This window comes from Bacteroidota bacterium, from assembly GCA_016722375.1.
In the GTDB taxonomy this organism is placed as follows: domain Bacteria; phylum Bacteroidota; class Bacteroidia; order Chitinophagales; family LD1; genus Bog-950.
Genome location: JADKJG010000005.1, coordinates 283608 through 297353, shown reverse-complemented (window position 1 = coordinate 297353; position 13746 = coordinate 283608). Strand labels below are relative to the sequence as shown.

General features: G+C 45.0%; 16 protein-coding genes and 2 pseudogenes. 12 read left to right on the top strand and 6 right to left on the bottom strand.

The genetic code is table 11. The features are described from left to right. The first annotated feature begins 723 nt into the window (after positions 1-723). The 8 genes and pseudogenes from IPP77_08705 to IPP77_08670 all read left to right on the top strand — a co-directional run bounded on the left by IPP77_08705 (position 724) and on the right by IPP77_08670 (position 6395). Positions 724-2265, top strand: a complete 1542-nt coding sequence (locus IPP77_08705; protein MBL0309736.1) for a glutamate--tRNA ligase — start codon at positions 724-726, stop codon at positions 2263-2265. Positions 2266-2352: 87 nt separating this feature from the next. Then, positions 2353-2697, top strand: a complete 345-nt coding sequence (locus tag IPP77_08700) for a hypothetical protein (GenBank protein MBL0309735.1) — start codon at positions 2353-2355, stop codon at positions 2695-2697. Between the two features lie 60 nt (positions 2698-2757). Continuing rightward, on the top strand, positions 2758-3165 hold the full coding sequence (locus IPP77_08695; protein ID MBL0309734.1) for a cobalamin B12-binding domain-containing protein: 408 nt from the start codon (positions 2758-2760) through the stop codon (positions 3163-3165). A gap of 71 nt (positions 3166-3236) precedes the next feature. Further along, positions 3237-4019, top strand: a complete 783-nt coding sequence (locus tag IPP77_08690) for an enoyl-CoA hydratase/isomerase family protein (GenBank protein MBL0309733.1) — start codon at positions 3237-3239, stop codon at positions 4017-4019. A 45-nt stretch (positions 4020-4064) separates the two neighbouring features. Then, positions 4065-5461 (top strand): annotated as a pseudogene (fumC, locus tag IPP77_08685) (class II fumarate hydratase). A 94-nt stretch (positions 5462-5555) separates the two neighbouring features. Then, positions 5556-5876, top strand: a complete 321-nt coding sequence (locus IPP77_08680; protein MBL0309732.1) for a hypothetical protein — start codon at positions 5556-5558, stop codon at positions 5874-5876. Then, positions 5816-6133 (top strand): annotated as a pseudogene (locus IPP77_08675) (DUF1573 domain-containing protein). Before IPP77_08680 ends, IPP77_08675 begins: the two are co-directional and overlap by 61 nt. A 91-nt stretch (positions 6134-6224) precedes the next feature. Beyond that, positions 6225-6395, top strand: a complete 171-nt coding sequence (locus tag IPP77_08670; GenBank protein ID MBL0309731.1) for a hypothetical protein — start codon at positions 6225-6227, stop codon at positions 6393-6395. Between the two features lie 2 nt (positions 6396-6397). On the opposite strand, the gene sucD is transcribed toward IPP77_08670, so the two are convergent. Genes sucD through IPP77_08655 form a run of 3 tightly spaced genes read right to left on the bottom strand, consistent with a single transcriptional unit; the run spans position 6398 to position 8805 of the window. After that, on the bottom strand, positions 6398-7285 hold the full coding sequence (sucD, locus tag IPP77_08665; protein MBL0309730.1) for a succinate--CoA ligase subunit alpha: 888 nt from the start codon (positions 7283-7285) through the stop codon (positions 6398-6400). A 21-nt stretch (positions 7286-7306) separates the two neighbouring features. Beyond that, a complete protein-coding gene (locus IPP77_08660) occupies positions 7307-8065 on the bottom strand; it encodes an ATP-binding cassette domain-containing protein (protein MBL0309729.1) in 759 nt (252 codons plus the stop codon). Continuing rightward, the gene (locus IPP77_08655; GenBank protein MBL0309728.1) at positions 8062-8805 is read right to left on the bottom strand and encodes an ABC transporter permease; all 744 of its coding nucleotides are present in this window, start codon (positions 8803-8805) and stop codon (positions 8062-8064) included. The genes IPP77_08660 and IPP77_08655 overlap by 4 nt, the downstream gene beginning before the upstream one ends. Positions 8806-8916: 111 nt before the next feature. Between IPP77_08655 and IPP77_08650 the strand changes: the two genes are divergently transcribed. Next, positions 8917-9639: an SDR family oxidoreductase gene (locus IPP77_08650; protein MBL0309727.1), complete on the top strand. Its 723-nt coding sequence runs from the start codon at positions 8917-8919 to the stop codon at positions 9637-9639. Between the two features lie 96 nt (positions 9640-9735). Next, a complete protein-coding gene (locus IPP77_08645; GenBank protein MBL0309726.1) occupies positions 9736-10188 on the top strand; it encodes a RecX family transcriptional regulator in 453 nt (150 codons plus the stop codon). Between the two features lie 46 nt (positions 10189-10234). Here the strand turns inward: IPP77_08645 and IPP77_08640 are convergent, their stop codons facing one another. The 3 genes from IPP77_08640 to IPP77_08630 are packed head-to-tail and all read right to left on the bottom strand — an operon-like array spanning position 10235 to position 10913. Next, on the bottom strand, positions 10235-10435 hold the full coding sequence (locus tag IPP77_08640) for a DUF167 domain-containing protein (protein MBL0309725.1): 201 nt from the start codon (positions 10433-10435) through the stop codon (positions 10235-10237). Beyond that, entirely contained in the window at positions 10404-10598 is a 195-nt protein-coding gene (locus IPP77_08635; protein ID MBL0309724.1) for a hypothetical protein, read from the bottom strand. Before IPP77_08635 ends, IPP77_08640 begins: the two co-directional genes overlap by 32 nt. 24 nt (positions 10599-10622) lie before the next feature. Further along, the gene (locus tag IPP77_08630; protein ID MBL0309723.1) at positions 10623-10913 is read right to left on the bottom strand and encodes a helix-turn-helix transcriptional regulator; all 291 of its coding nucleotides are present in this window, start codon (positions 10911-10913) and stop codon (positions 10623-10625) included. 386 nt (positions 10914-11299) lie between these two features. On the opposite strand from IPP77_08630, the gene IPP77_08625 reads away from it, so the two are divergent. After that, positions 11300-12004: a hypothetical protein gene (locus IPP77_08625; protein ID MBL0309722.1), complete on the top strand. Its 705-nt coding sequence runs from the start codon at positions 11300-11302 to the stop codon at positions 12002-12004. 134 nt (positions 12005-12138) lie between these two features. Next, positions 12139-13677, top strand: a complete 1539-nt coding sequence (locus tag IPP77_08620; protein ID MBL0309721.1) for a T9SS type A sorting domain-containing protein — start codon at positions 12139-12141, stop codon at positions 13675-13677. Positions 13678-13746: the final 69 nt, after the last annotated feature.

The window sequence follows — 13746 nt, the reverse complement described above, 5'->3', positions numbered from 1 at the left end:
CGCAAAGGAAAAAGAATCGCTTTAAGAATTTACCACGTTTTTTAAGTGGGGTGAACTACCGAATTTTTACAAGAGGATAGAAAACGAATTTTCAGCCAATTTGGCAGCAAATTCGCCAATTCGTCACTGATATAAAGGGGGAAAAACAGCTTTTTACAAAAGCAGCACACATCTTCAGCGAATGCGTGCACATTGCAAGCGAATGTGTGCACTTCTTGACAAGAAGTGGGCAGGTTAGCACTAAACATGTGCATGTTTAGACAAGAAGTGTGCAGGTTTAGTGAAGATGTGTGCATGTCTTCGCTAAACATGCACACATTCGCACTAAATCAGCGCGAGATAGCACGCAATGTGTGCACTTCTTGTCAAGAAGTGTGCAAGATAGCTGAGAAGCTGCTTTTTAAAAAAAAGTGATTTTATCTTCCGCCGCAGATTCTCCGCTTCGGGACTGTGCGAAAATGAAAGAGCAAAAAACATAGCACAGAGTCCTTTTTACATTTATATTTATTGAAAAATGAGACGCTACGGGGGGACGATTATTATCTGACCCGCTCTTCCACGTGTTGCGAATCCCACTTGGAAGAACTAATGAATGCAAGTCTGGAGATTTGCACTTGGACAGCTTAGTCAAGACTTTCCTTATTTATAAAACCTGAAAAGGCTTAATGGTATAGCGTTTAGCAACAAAAACTAATTTCGCTCCCCACGATTTTTATGGAGAAGATGAACAGAAAAGTAAGAGTGCGTTTTGCACCCAGCCCCACCGGCCCGCTGCACATGGGCGGCATCCGCACGGCCTTGTATAATTACCTATTGGCAAAACAACAGGGCGGCGATTTTATTTTGCGGATTGAAGACACCGACCAGAACCGTTTTGTGCCCGGCGCCGAGCAGTATATTATAGAGTCCTTGAAGTGGTGCGGCATCGAGCCAAATGAAGGGGTAGGTTTTGGCGATGGTCTTCATGCGCCTTATCGCCAGAGCGAGCGCAAGCATTTGTACCGCGAGTTTGCCGACAAACTGATTGCCAGCGGCAACGCCTATTACGCTTTTGATACCGCCGAAGATTTGGAACAGATGCGCGCCAACATGCAGGCACAGGGCGTTCCGAATCCGTCCTATAATTCCGTGACGCGGGCATACATGAAAAATTCAATCACGCTGCCGCATGATGAAACAGAACGCCGCTTGAAAAACGGAGACCCTTATGTCATCCGGTTTATGATGCCGCGCAATGAAGAGGTGAAGTTTCACGATGAAATCCGCGATTGGGTGACCTTTAATACTTCACAGTTAGACGATAAAGTTTTGTTCAAAAGCGATGGCATGCCCACCTATCATTTGGCGAATGTGGCAGATGATTATTTGATGGAGATTACGCATGTGATTCGCGGGGAAGAATGGCTGAGTTCTGCGCCGCTGCATGTGCTGTTATATCGTGCTTTGAAGATTGAAGATTCGATGCCGAAGTTTGCGCATCTCTCTTTGATTTTGAAACCGGATGGAAATGGAAAACTGAGCAAGCGCGATGGCGACCGCCTAGGCTTTCCTTCTTTTGCCCTGAACTGGACCGATCCCGCAACCAAAGAAACATCCACCGGTTACCGCGAGCGCGGATTTTTTCCCGAAGCCTTTATCAATTTTCTTTCTCTGCTCGGCTGGAATCCGGGAGGAGATAAAGAAATGATGAACAAAGAAGAATTGATTCAATTGTTTTCGCTGGAGAAAGTACACAAGGCCGGTGCCCGTTTTGATTTTGAAAAAGCAAAGTGGTTCAATCATCAATATCTGAAAGCCAAACCGGATGAGGAACTGGCCTTAGCCATCAAAGATCAGGTGATTACTAAAGGCTATCCCTTCGATTTAGAATTTGTGAAAGAATTCTGCCGCCTGATGAAAGAGCGGGCCACTTTTATCAATGACCTGTTGGAAATAGGCTATTATTTTTTTGAGGACATCAAAGAATATGACACCGAAACGGCGAAAAAGAAATATGTCCAATCAAATCGCGAGAAATTTAATCAGATAGTTTCGGCTATTGATAGTGTCCCGGAATTTGATGTGGCTTCGATAGAGAAAACGGTGAAGGAGGCAATCGCAACTATTGGGATGAAGGCGGGAGAAGTGATGCCTATCCTGCGTCTTGCTTTGGCGGGAACCATGCAGGGGCCTCCGGTGTTTGATATGATGCACCTGCTGGGGAAAGAGCGCTCTGTAGATCGCTTAAAGAAGTCTCTGGACTATTTTGATTCTTTGCAGGGCTAAGTCCTTTCGAAAAAAAATTGTGATTCAAAATAGAGAACTATTAAATTTACATCGCAAAACGTATCAAACAATAAAAATCGCAAAGCTATGCCAAGTAAAAAACCTAAAAAAGAGGAGGAAGAAAAACCCCTAAAGAAGAAAGGCGCTAAAGCAAAAAAGAAAGAGGAGGATGATGACGAAGAAGAAGAGGACGAGTTAGTCGTTGCCAGTGAGGAAGAGACGGAGGCTGAACCTTCTGCTGATGAAATCCAGTCCATGGAGGGAATGGAAGAATTTGATGACATCATCGAAAAGCGTTCAACCGGTAAAGGACGAAAGGCTTCGAGCAAGGATGATTATGATGAGGAAGACTTTGAAGGGTTTGATGACTTCGGAGAAAATGACGACGATGATTACGGCGGCGGCAGCCGTGGTTCTGACGACGACTATTAATATAAGTGGACAGGGCAGGAGAAATTAAACTATTCCTGTCCTGTTTTTTATTCTGCATACATGAAAAGACCTATCAGAATCTTAGTGGCAAAAGTAGGACTCGACGGTCATGACCGCGGAGCTAAAGTGATTGCTTCCTCTCTGCGTGACGCAGGCATGGAGGTGATTTATACCGGCTTGCGCCAAACTCCTGAAATGGTGGTGAACTCTGCTTTGCAGGAAGATGTGGATGTCATTGGCATCAGCATTCTTTCAGGAGCACACAATACGATTTTCCCCAAAGTGCTTGCCCTGATGAAGGAAAGAGGGATGAATGATGTGTTACTTACAGGTGGCGGCATCATTCCCGATGACGACATGAAACAACTGAGAGCTCAGGGCTGCGGTGAACTGTTTCCTCCCGGAACGCCTACTGCTACCATTTCGGGATACATCAACCTTTGGGTGAAAGAACACCGGAACTTCTGATGAAATAATCTGAATACAGATTTCGCTGTTTCACACAGCTATTTACATTTGCAACCTCAAATTTTAGCTACATGAATAAGTACACTACGCTCCTGACAGAACTATCTGATGGTGTTTTTGTCATCACGATTAATCGGGAAGACAAACTCAATGCCCTGAATAAAGCAGTGATTAACGAACTGGACGAGGTCATGAATGAAGTATATTCAAATCCGGAAATCAAAGGAGCCATTATCACCGGCAAGGGAGCGAAATCTTTTGTGGCCGGTGCGGACATTGCCGAATTCAAGGGGATGAACGAAGAGCAGGGAAAAGCATTGGCCAGAAGGGGTCATAATGTTTTCAATAAGATTGAAATGAGCGGTAAACCCATTATTGCCGCCGTGAATGGTTTCGCCTTAGGTGGTGGTTGCGAACTGGCTATGGCTTGTCACCTGCGTATCGCGAGTGAAAATGCCAAGTTTGGGCAGCCGGAAGTGAAATTGGGCTTGATTCCGGGATACGGGGGTACGCAACGTTTAACTCAACTGATTGGGAAAGGAAAAGCATTAGAAATGCTGATGACGGCTGACACTATTGACGCTACCACGGCTGAACGACTGGGCTTGGTAAATGATGTAGTGCAAACCGTTGAGTTGCTCGAAATCTGCCGGGCTTTGATAGTTAAGATTACCTCTATGGCTCCTTTTGCGGTGGCGCAGGTGATTCAAAGTGTTTACGCACACTTCAAGAGCGGCATTGACGGATTTGATAAAGAAATTGAGTTTTTCGGTCAGTGTGCGGCTACGAACGATTTTGCCGAAGGTACTACCGCATTTTTAGAGAAACGCAAAGCTGCTTTTAAGGGCAATTGATGGTAGCATCTGTGTCATTATTATAAATCCAAATAATCGGTAAATATGGAATTCAGAAAAGAAAAAGACACAATGGGAATAGTGGAAGTTCCCGCCAATGTTTATTGGGGCGCACAAACACAACGCTCGATTGATAACTTTAAGATTGCGCAAGACATTAACAGGATGCCCAAAGAAATTATCGCTGCCTTCGCTTACTTGAAAAAAGGAGCAGCACTCACCAACTTTGAAGCGGGGGTATTATCTAAAGAAACCTGCGACCTCATTGGTAAAGTCTGCGATGAAATCCTCGCAGGAAAATTAGACGACCAGTTTCCGCTGGTGGTTTGGCAGACCGGTTCGGGAACGCAGAGCAATATGAACGTGAACGAAGTAGTCGCTTACCGCGCTCACGTGCTGAACGGCGGGAAGTTGACGGACGAAAAAAAGATGGTACATCCCAATGATGATGTGAATAAATCACAATCATCCAACGATACGTTCCCACGGCCATGCACATTGCTGCGTACAAAATTCTAATGGAGAACACGCTCCCCGGAATTAGAAAACTGAGAGATACTCTCGCTGCGAAAAGCAAGGAGTTTATGGGTGTGGTGAAGATTGGAAGAACACACTTGATGGATGCCACCCCACTGACGCTGGGTCAGGAAATATCCGGATATGTTTCACAACTCAATCACGGCATCAAAGCTATTGAGCATACGTTGCCCCATCTCGCCGAACTGGCTTTGGGAGGCACGGCAGTCGGTACCGGCATTAATACCCCACCGGGTTATGATGTGAATGTGGCAAATAAAATCGCTGAACTCACCAAGCTGCCTTTCGTTACTGCTGAAAATAAATTTGAAGCACTCGCCGCGCATGACGCTATTGTAGAAACACACGGTGCCTTGAAAACCGTCGCTTGTTCTATGATGAAGATCGCCAATGATATTCGCTTGCTGGCATCCGGCCCGCGCTGCGGCATCGGCGAGTTGTATATTCCCGATAACGAACCCGGCTCTTCTATCATGCCAGGGAAAGTGAACCCTACGCAATGTGAGGCGATGACGATGGTGGCAGCACAGGTGTTGGGCAACGATGTAGCCATCAACATCGGTGGAGCAACCGGTCACTTTGAACTGAATGTTTTTAAACCGGTGATGATTTATAACTTCCTTCATTCTGCGCGCCTCATCGGCGATGTGTGTGTGTCGTTCAACGACAAATGCGCTATGGGTATCAAACCGATTGAAGAGAACATTAAAAGGAACCTCAACAATTCGTTGATGCTGGTAACGGCGCTGAACACCAAAATCGGCTATTACAAAGCTGCCGAAATCGCACAGACGGCCCACAAAAGTGGCAAGACTCTGAAAGAAACCGCCATTGAACTGGGCTACCTCACCGCCGAACAATTCGAGGAATGGGTGGACCCGAAGACAATGGTTGGGAATATTTGATGAGCGCATTATTGCTCGTTAAATTTTGTCAATCTCTTGTGCGGGGGTTTACTTTCTTTGTGATAGGGTGTATCTTCACTTTCAAAATATAGTTATGAAAAACGTTTACCTCATTTTCATTATGGTGCTGACGATTGGCGTTCGTGCGCAGACTAAGGCTCCTGAAGCTAAGAAAGCCACACCAGCCGCTACAAATGCGGCAGTGGGACATGAAGGCCACGATCACGATGGACATAGTCACGATGCTTTGATGAAGCAGGTTGGAGGGGATGAAAAGAAGGTGGCGCCTGCCAACCCGAATGCGCCGAGGATAATTTTTAAGGAGGATGGTTTTGAGTTTGGCGAGTTGCCGGAGGGCCGCAGGCTACTCATGAGTTTAAGTTTACAAATACGGGTAAGGAACCTTTGCTTTTGAGTAATGTGCGTGCTTCTTGTGGTTGTACTACGCCGAGTTGGCCTAAGGAACCGATTCTGCCCGGAAAGGACGGAACGGTTTTGGTTACTTATAACACCCAGGGTCGTGTAGGGCCTTTTACGAAGACGATCACGATTAGTTCCAACGCTCAGGAAGACAGTAAGGTGATCACTATCAAGGGGGATGTTGTGAAGGCGGATCCTGAGAAGTCGGTACCGGTAGAGAAGCCGTCGTTGCTTTCTCCAAAGGGCAAATAGTTTTTTATTGTTTTAAAGCTCGAGGGCGCTAAGGATGATGTGGATACTAAGAATTCTTGGCGCTTTTGATGTTTAACAGCCGCTATCTTTTATGAAAAAAGGATTTGTCATGTTCCTCATCATTCAACCGATTGTGTCGTTTGCGACGGATATGAATGACGTAGATGCAGATTCTGACTCAGGCACTTTGGGGCTGATTATTGTATCGGTTTTTTTAATCGCCGGCATCGTTGTGCTGGCGCTGCGAAGAAAAAAGGATTGAGCTTAGGTTTTGGCCGGATTTCCTTTCAGCACTTTGGCCATGGTTTCACCAATGGCAGCCGGTGAGTCAACTACGGTAATCCCACATTCACGCATGATGGCCATTTTGGCGGCAGCGGTATCGTCTTTACCTCCGATGATTGCTCCGGCGTGTCCCATTCTTCTTCCTGCCGGAGCGGTTTGTCCGGCAATGAATCCTACTACCGGTTTGGTGCCGTTAATTTTTATCCATTGAGCGGCTTCGGCTTCAAGGTTTCCACCAATTTCTCCAATCATAATGATGCCATTGGTTTCGGGGTCGTTCATGAAAAGTTCTACAGCTTCTTTTGTCGTGGTTCCGATAATTGGATCTCCGCCAATGCCGATGGCGGTGGAGATACCCAGCCCGGCTTTTACCACTTGGTCGGCTGCTTCATAGGTTAATGTTCCGGACTTAGAAACGATTCCTACTTTCCCTTTTTTGAAGACGAAGCCAGGCATGATTCCAACTTTCACTTCTTCGGGAGTAATAACGCCCGGACAGTTGGGTCCCACCAGTCGTGTTTTTTTATCGCTGAGGTATGATTTTACTTTTACCATATCCTGCACGGGGATGCCTTCGGTAATACAAACAATCAATTCGACACCTGCTTCGGCGGCCTCCATGATGGCATCGGCAGCAAAAGCCGGAGGAACAAAAATGATGGACACGTTGCAGCCCGTAGCTTTGCGGGCATCTGTCACCGTATTGAAAACGGGCTTGTCGAGATGTTTTTCACCGCCTTTGCCGGGGGTTACGCCACCTACTACATTGGTTCCGTATTCTATCATTTGAGTAGCATGAAAGGTTCCTTCTTTGCCGGTGAAACCCTGTACTACTATTTTGGAATTTTTGTTGACTAAGACACTCATGAGGTATAAAATTTTAGATAATTAGATTTTAGCGTTTAGGCGCAGATCTTTCAAAAAATCGGAGGCGAATATAAAATCAAATAATTCTCCTTCGGTGATTTTCATAATCTCTGTATTCGGTCCTTCCCATTTTTTCAAGCCCTTGCTGATGAAGAAGACCTTATCTCCGATACCCATCACTGAATTCATATCGTGGGTATTGATAATGGTAGTCATATTGAATTCTTGGGTGATTTCGCGAATCAATTGATCAATTACAATAGCTGTTTTGGGGTCTAAGCCGGAGTTGGGTTCATCACAAAAAAGATATTTGGGATTCATCACAATGGCCCGGGCGATACCGACTCGTTTTTTCATGCCGCCCGAAAGTTCAGCAGGATATTTATGGTTACTGCTCCACATATCTACGCGCTTGAGACAAAAATCTACGCGCTCTCTCTTTTCAATCGGTTTCATGTCGGTAAACATATCGAGCGGGAACCGGATATTTTCTTCTACCGTGAGGGAATCAAAAAGAGCGGTGCCCTGAAAGAGCATGCCTATTTCTCGACGGATGGTTTTGCGCATGGCAAAATCCATTTCTGTCAGATTTCGTCCATCATAAGAAATGTCTCCTTCATTGGGTTCATATAAACCCACCATGCACTTGACCAGAACCGTTTTGCCTGAACCGGATTTGCCGATAATGAGGTTGCACTTGCCCGTTTCAAAGACCGCTGAGATTCCTTTGATTACTTCATTTTCGCCGAAGCTCTTCTTAATGTTTTTTATCTCAATCACAACAGCAACAGGGCAATAAGGAAGTTAGCAACAATGATTACGATACTACTCAATACCACCGCTTGGGTAGAGGCTTTTCCAATTTCAATGGCACCACCGCTAACGGTAAAACCCTTGAAACAGGAAATAGAGGAAATGATGAAGGCGAAGATGATGGACTTGACCAGCATTATGTTTACGTCTTTCATAACAAAGGCATCTTGTAAGCCACGCTTATATTCTGTCAGTGTAAAATAGCCGCCAAGCACGCCACCCAGATAACCACCTATAATGCCCAGAAATACAGCGATCACTACCAACATAGGAATGACAAAAATAGCAGCGAGAATCTTAGGCCCGATTAAGTAGGCCGGTGTATTTACGCCCATAATTTCATAGGCATCAATTTGTTCAGAGATTCTCATACTGCCCAATTCCGAAGCAATGTTTGAACCCACTTTGCCCGCCAAAAGTAGGGCTGAAATAGTCGGTGCCAGCTCCATAATCATAGATTTCCGAAGGATAGATCCCATCCACCACATTGGAATTAAACTGATACTCCGCAGTTGGTATGAGAACTGAACGGCTGTTACTGCGCCCAAGAATGTTGCGATAATGGCAATAATGCTCAAAGAACCTACGCCTATATCCGTCGCTTGACGGAATACTTCTTTCCAGTACATGGACGATTTTTCCGGCAAGGAAAAACATTGCCTCATCAAAATGAGATAGCGCCCAAAATCTTCAAAAACTTTTATCATAATAATGAGTCGCGAAGATAACAAAGGCAATAAGGTAGGAAAGTGATGACGGAAGGTGCCGGAGATATTCAGGTTCTAAAGATTAAGTTTGTTCCTATAATCAGTCAGAACGTGAATAAGAAAATTGTCATTACCGGAGCAACTAAAGGAATAGGCAGGGCGGTTGCCGAAAAATTTGCCCAAGAAAATTTTGACCTAGCTCTTTGTGCCAGAAATGGAGCGGATTTAGAGCAACTGAAAGCGGAGATTGGAAAACAGAGAGGGGAGAGCGGAGAGCAGAAATCAGCGGTTTTTATCCAGCCTTGTGATGTCAGCAAGAAAGAGGATCTGAGAAATTTTTCAGATAGGGTGACGAAGCAATTTGGTGCGGTGGATATTATCGTCAATAATGCGGGAATCTTTCTGCCCGGGCAGGTCTATAAAGAGGAAGAAGGGGTATTGGAGCAACTGATGGCCACCAACCTTTATAGCGCCTATCATCTTTCTCGCTGGCTCTTGCCGGAGATGATTAAGAGAAAGCGCGGACATATCTTCACCATGTGTTCGGTAGCAAGCATCGGAGCCTATCCCAACGGAGGTTCTTACAGCATTTCAAAATTTGCGATGTTGGGGCTGACCAAAGCGCTGCGAGAGGAACTGAAGCCATTCAATATTAAGGTGACCGCTATTATCTCCGGTGCGGTCTATACCGACTCCTGGAAGGGAAGTGGGCTGCCCGAATCGCGATTTATGAAAGCAGAAGATATAGGAAAAGTGATTTGGGATACTTTTCATCTTTCCGACAGCGCTGTGGTGGAAGAAATAGTCTTGCGACCTATGCTGGGAGATATTTGAAAAGTAGATTGAAAGTATTACTTAGATTTTCTTCGCTCCAAATAAGAAACAGCGCTGCACAAATTTTCTATTTAACCGCTTACTTAACTTGCACAGATGTTTGACCGGACCATTTATGACAAGCTCACTTCCTATTGTGCCTATCAGGAGAGATGTGCGGCGGATGTCCGGGGCAAGTTGTTCAAGCTAAAAACCGATAAAGAAGATTTTGGTTCTTACATAGAGCGCCTGACAGAAGAAAACTTTCTGAATGAAGAGCGCTACGTAAAATCATTTATCGAAGCTCATGCAAAAAAGAAGTGGGGCAAAACAAAAATGAAAAGTGCGCTGTTGCAAAAACAGATGAATTCAGGGCTTATCAAAAAATATCTGGACGAGATAGTAGAAGAGGATTATACTGAGCATATTAAACTGCTTGCCGAAAAAAAACTAAGGAGCATCAAATCATCTTCCAAAGCTGAAACAAAAACCAAGTTGATGCGCCACTTGCTCAACAAGGGTTATGAAATGCAGAAAATTTCCGGGGTGCTGAAAGAGCTAAAACTTTGAAAAGATGTCGTTCACGTAAACTTCCTCTGCTTCAATTTGAAATGTTTTAAAAGCATTGGTTTCGCCCTTCATCAAGGTTGATTTTTGATTTTGGCAGACTCAGCACTCCAGCAAGGTATTTCATCAGATATTCATTCGCTTTGCCTTCTACCGGTGGAGCTTTTATTTTGACTTTGAGCGTGCCGTCTGCTTCGCGGATGATTTCATCTTTCTTGCTATTGGGCTTGGCTTTGATTCGGAGAAGCATCTTCAAAAATAGCTTTATGAGGGAAAAGCGGGATAGCTGCCAAGCCTACCAACGCAACGCTCATCGTTTTGTGATGAAACACCGCCACGCCCACTAAGGTCAGTGCAAACAGAAAAAACTCTAATTCAATTTCCCCAATATGAACCGGTGCAAATAATTCCATTGACGCGGATATAATATAGCGGGGTTATGCAAAAAGGCCAGAATCATTTTGAGGAGGTATCGGCATAGTCCATAAATATTTTTTCACTCTTCCCTCCCGCGCATTTTTCAATACCAAACCTTCATCTAGCCCCAACTCCTTACACATTTGCAGAAATTCCGGCATGGTGGGCGCGGCTTTGCCTTTCATAAATCTGCTGTACCGGCTTGGCTGCATGTTGAGGTGATAAGCAAAGTCCTGTTTATTGGGGAATTTAGACTTCCGCTGCTTCTCAATCAGGTTCACTACCATGTGTATGGATTCACACTGCTTCATGGGTGGGGTGTTAGTATCCACAAAAATAAAGGAAAATCATTTTTAACAAAAACTTGCCAGTGGGGCAAGAATAGTTTAGAAAGAGTCCCGATTCTTGCCCCCGCAAATCAGACGACAGCCATGCAAGCACTATCTTCCATAAGCCTTCTTTTCAACGGGAATAGCCTTATTCTTCGCTTCCAGAGCCTTATTGTTGCTGTCAAGAACCTTCTTTCCGTGAGGAATAACCTTATTCCCGGCGTCCGGAACCTTCTTTTCGGGAAGAATAGCCTTCTTCTTGTCAAGAAGAACCTTCTTTCTGCTGTAAATAGTCTTCTTTCCGGCAGGAAGAAGATGATTTTACCCCTATTTCTAACACATTTCTTCACTTATAAACCAATTTAACAATGAAACACAAGTTTTATCTGCCAACAACCGACGATGGCAAAGTGACCTGGTTCACTGCTTTCAATTTAAACTTACCCACCTATGCCGCCCTCTTTGGTATAGACCCCTCCGTGGTGGCATCGCTGCTTGACGATGGCACTTTTTTCAGCTTTCTGATCGGGCTGATGCCTGCTTTTAAGGATTATCAGAAAACGCTGATTGATTACAAAGACATCATTCGCGATGGAGGAGCGCTGGGGGTGTCGGACGTGCCCGCGCCTCCGATTTTAGCGCCACATGCTGCAACCGGCGCCGGAATATTTCAAAGGGTGGCGTCCGTGGTGGGGCAAATCAAGGCACACCCTGCTTATACCGAATTGATTGGCGCAAACCTTGGCATCATTGGTGAGGAAATCACGGTGGATTATAACACGGCCCAGCCCAATCCGAAGGGAATTTTGAAAAACAATCATGCTTATTTAAAGTGGGATATGGAACATGCCGACGGCGCTAATATTGCGGTGGATTATACCGGTGGAACCAATTACAAATTCATAGGCCATGTGGTATCGGGTCATTTTTTAGACCCGCATACGCCTGATTCGGGCGTAGCTCAAAAGTTTGCCTACATCGTGCGCCTGACCATGGGCCCCGAGCAAGATGAAGTAGGGTCTTGGAGCGACCCCGTGCTGGTGACCGTGACGGGACTGGAGTTGATGCGGTAGGTGCCGAGATTTGACAAATTTTAAATTTGTCAAAGCTGGATGAACCAAAAAAGCCATCTCGCAAGGGGTGGCTTTTTTTATTGGATTCATTCCACCACCACCACTCCATCAAAATAAATATCTTTATAAAACCGATGAGAAGAATAAGGTATTTGACCCTGACGATAGGTTGTTGTCTGTTGCTGTTGATGGCGGAGGGGCAGAAGCATGATTATGTATGGCTGATGGGTTATAATAGCCATCTTGGTGATACTTTGGGATTTCATTTTGGTAACACCATATTTGATTTCAACTCATCAACCATGGAGATGAGGCGGGATTCGCTTAGGATGAATTTTGACTTTACCAATACGAGCTACTGTGACAGCAGCGGGAACCTTCTTTTTTATACCAATGGAATCTATGTAGCCAACTCCTTAGATGAAACCATTGAAAACGGCGACAGCTTAAATGCGGGCTGGCTTCAGTATAAGTGGGATACTACAATCAGAAAGTATGGCTATCGCGACGCTCAGGGGGTGCTGGCTTTCCAGGATGGCAGGAACAATTCTTATTTTTTACTGCATTCCTTTGTTGATTCCAATGTGAATAAGGCCCCTTTTGGAGCAAGATTACTTTTGACTTATTTGGATATGGACGAAAATGTAGGTCATGGAAAAGTGATAAATAAAAATCAGACTATACTTAAGGATAGTATAGGAACTGCTTTATCTGCTACCAAGCATGGTAATGGGAGGGATTGGTGGATTTTGGTGCAAAAACAATTAAGTAACTGCTATTACCGGATACTGATAGACAGTAGTGGTCCTCATGTATTGCCGGATTTAACCTGCGGGGCAGCAACTGTTCCACTTTTTGACGCGGCCGCGGCTTGCTTTTCTCCGGATGGAAGCAAATATGTTTACCTCAATGTCAAAGGAGGTATAAGTCTTTTTGATTTCGACAGATGTAGCGGAACATTAAGCAATGCAAAATATATGCCATTGCGGGTTCTTGTTGATTCCGGCTGGTACGGAGTGGGAGTTGCATTTTCCCCCAATAACCGGTTTCTGTATGCTTCGGTTTCGGTGCACCTATATCAGTTCGATTTATCGGCGCCCAATGTTTTTGCGAGCATAGATACAGTTGGAGTTTGGGACGGATACGCAGCGCCATTTGGCAGTATATTCAAACAGCCGCAGATAGCACCGGATGGTAAAATCTATATCAACTGCGGTAATACTGAAACCGTTTATCATGTAATCAATAATCCCGATGCCAAAGGGGATTCATGCAACTTCGCTCAACACAGCATAGCCCTTCCTACTTTTGCAGGCAACAGTATTCCGAATTTTCCGAATTACCGCTTAGGAAGAAAAGTAGGGAGCGAATGCGATACGCTTTGGAATGACCTCACCCCCGACCCCTCTCCAAAGGAGAGGGTGATAAAGGTCTTCCCTAGTCCGGCTACAGATGTAGTAACGATAGATTATGGGTTTACGGATTGGAGTAAGCAAGGGGATGTAGCAATGGAAATTATCAATGAACTCGGACAGTCGGTACTTCAACAACAGCTACCAAAGTATTCCGGGTTCCAGCGATTAAATGTTACTTCTTATCCTTCGGGCATCTACATTACCTATATCAAACGCAACAACCAAATCATTGCAACCAGCAAGTTTGCGAAGCAGTAGGGCCAGCCCGGCTTGCTAAATTTTGACCGGCTCCAAGCCCCATTCAAAAAATAATATCTTTGGGCTCCG

What these genes read in the sequence shown, in the direction of transcription:
- IPP77_08705 (MBL0309736.1), top strand. Translation starts at nt 724, where the DNA reads ATGAACAGAAAAGTAAGAGTGCGTTTTGCACCCAGCCCCACCGGCCCG.
- IPP77_08700 (MBL0309735.1), top strand. Translation starts at nt 2,353, where the DNA reads ATGCCAAGTAAAAAACCTAAAAAAGAGGAGGAAGAAAAACCCCTAAAG.
- IPP77_08695 (MBL0309734.1), top strand. Translation starts at nt 2,758, where the DNA reads ATGAAAAGACCTATCAGAATCTTAGTGGCAAAAGTAGGACTCGACGGT.
- IPP77_08690 (MBL0309733.1), top strand. Translation starts at nt 3,237, where the DNA reads ATGAATAAGTACACTACGCTCCTGACAGAACTATCTGATGGTGTTTTT.
- IPP77_08680 (MBL0309732.1), top strand. Translation starts at nt 5,556, where the DNA reads ATGAAAAACGTTTACCTCATTTTCATTATGGTGCTGACGATTGGCGTT.
- IPP77_08670 (MBL0309731.1), top strand. Translation starts at nt 6,225, where the DNA reads ATGAAAAAAGGATTTGTCATGTTCCTCATCATTCAACCGATTGTGTCG.
- sucD (MBL0309730.1), bottom strand. Translation starts at nt 7,285, where the DNA reads ATGAGTGTCTTAGTCAACAAAAATTCCAAAATAGTAGTACAGGGTTTC.
- IPP77_08655 (MBL0309728.1), bottom strand. Translation starts at nt 8,805, where the DNA reads ATGATAAAAGTTTTTGAAGATTTTGGGCGCTATCTCATTTTGATGAGG.
- IPP77_08645 (MBL0309726.1), top strand. Translation starts at nt 9,736, where the DNA reads ATGTTTGACCGGACCATTTATGACAAGCTCACTTCCTATTGTGCCTAT.
- IPP77_08640 (MBL0309725.1), bottom strand. Translation starts at nt 10,435, where the DNA reads ATGCTTCTCCGAATCAAAGCCAAGCCCAATAGCAAGAAAGATGAAATC.
- IPP77_08635 (MBL0309724.1), bottom strand. Translation starts at nt 10,598, where the DNA reads ATGGAATTATTTGCACCGGTTCATATTGGGGAAATTGAATTAGAGTTT.
- IPP77_08630 (MBL0309723.1), bottom strand. Translation starts at nt 10,913, where the DNA reads ATGAAGCAGTGTGAATCCATACACATGGTAGTGAACCTGATTGAGAAG.
- IPP77_08625 (MBL0309722.1), top strand. Translation starts at nt 11,300, where the DNA reads ATGAAACACAAGTTTTATCTGCCAACAACCGACGATGGCAAAGTGACC.
- IPP77_08620 (MBL0309721.1), top strand. Translation starts at nt 12,139, where the DNA reads ATGAGAAGAATAAGGTATTTGACCCTGACGATAGGTTGTTGTCTGTTG.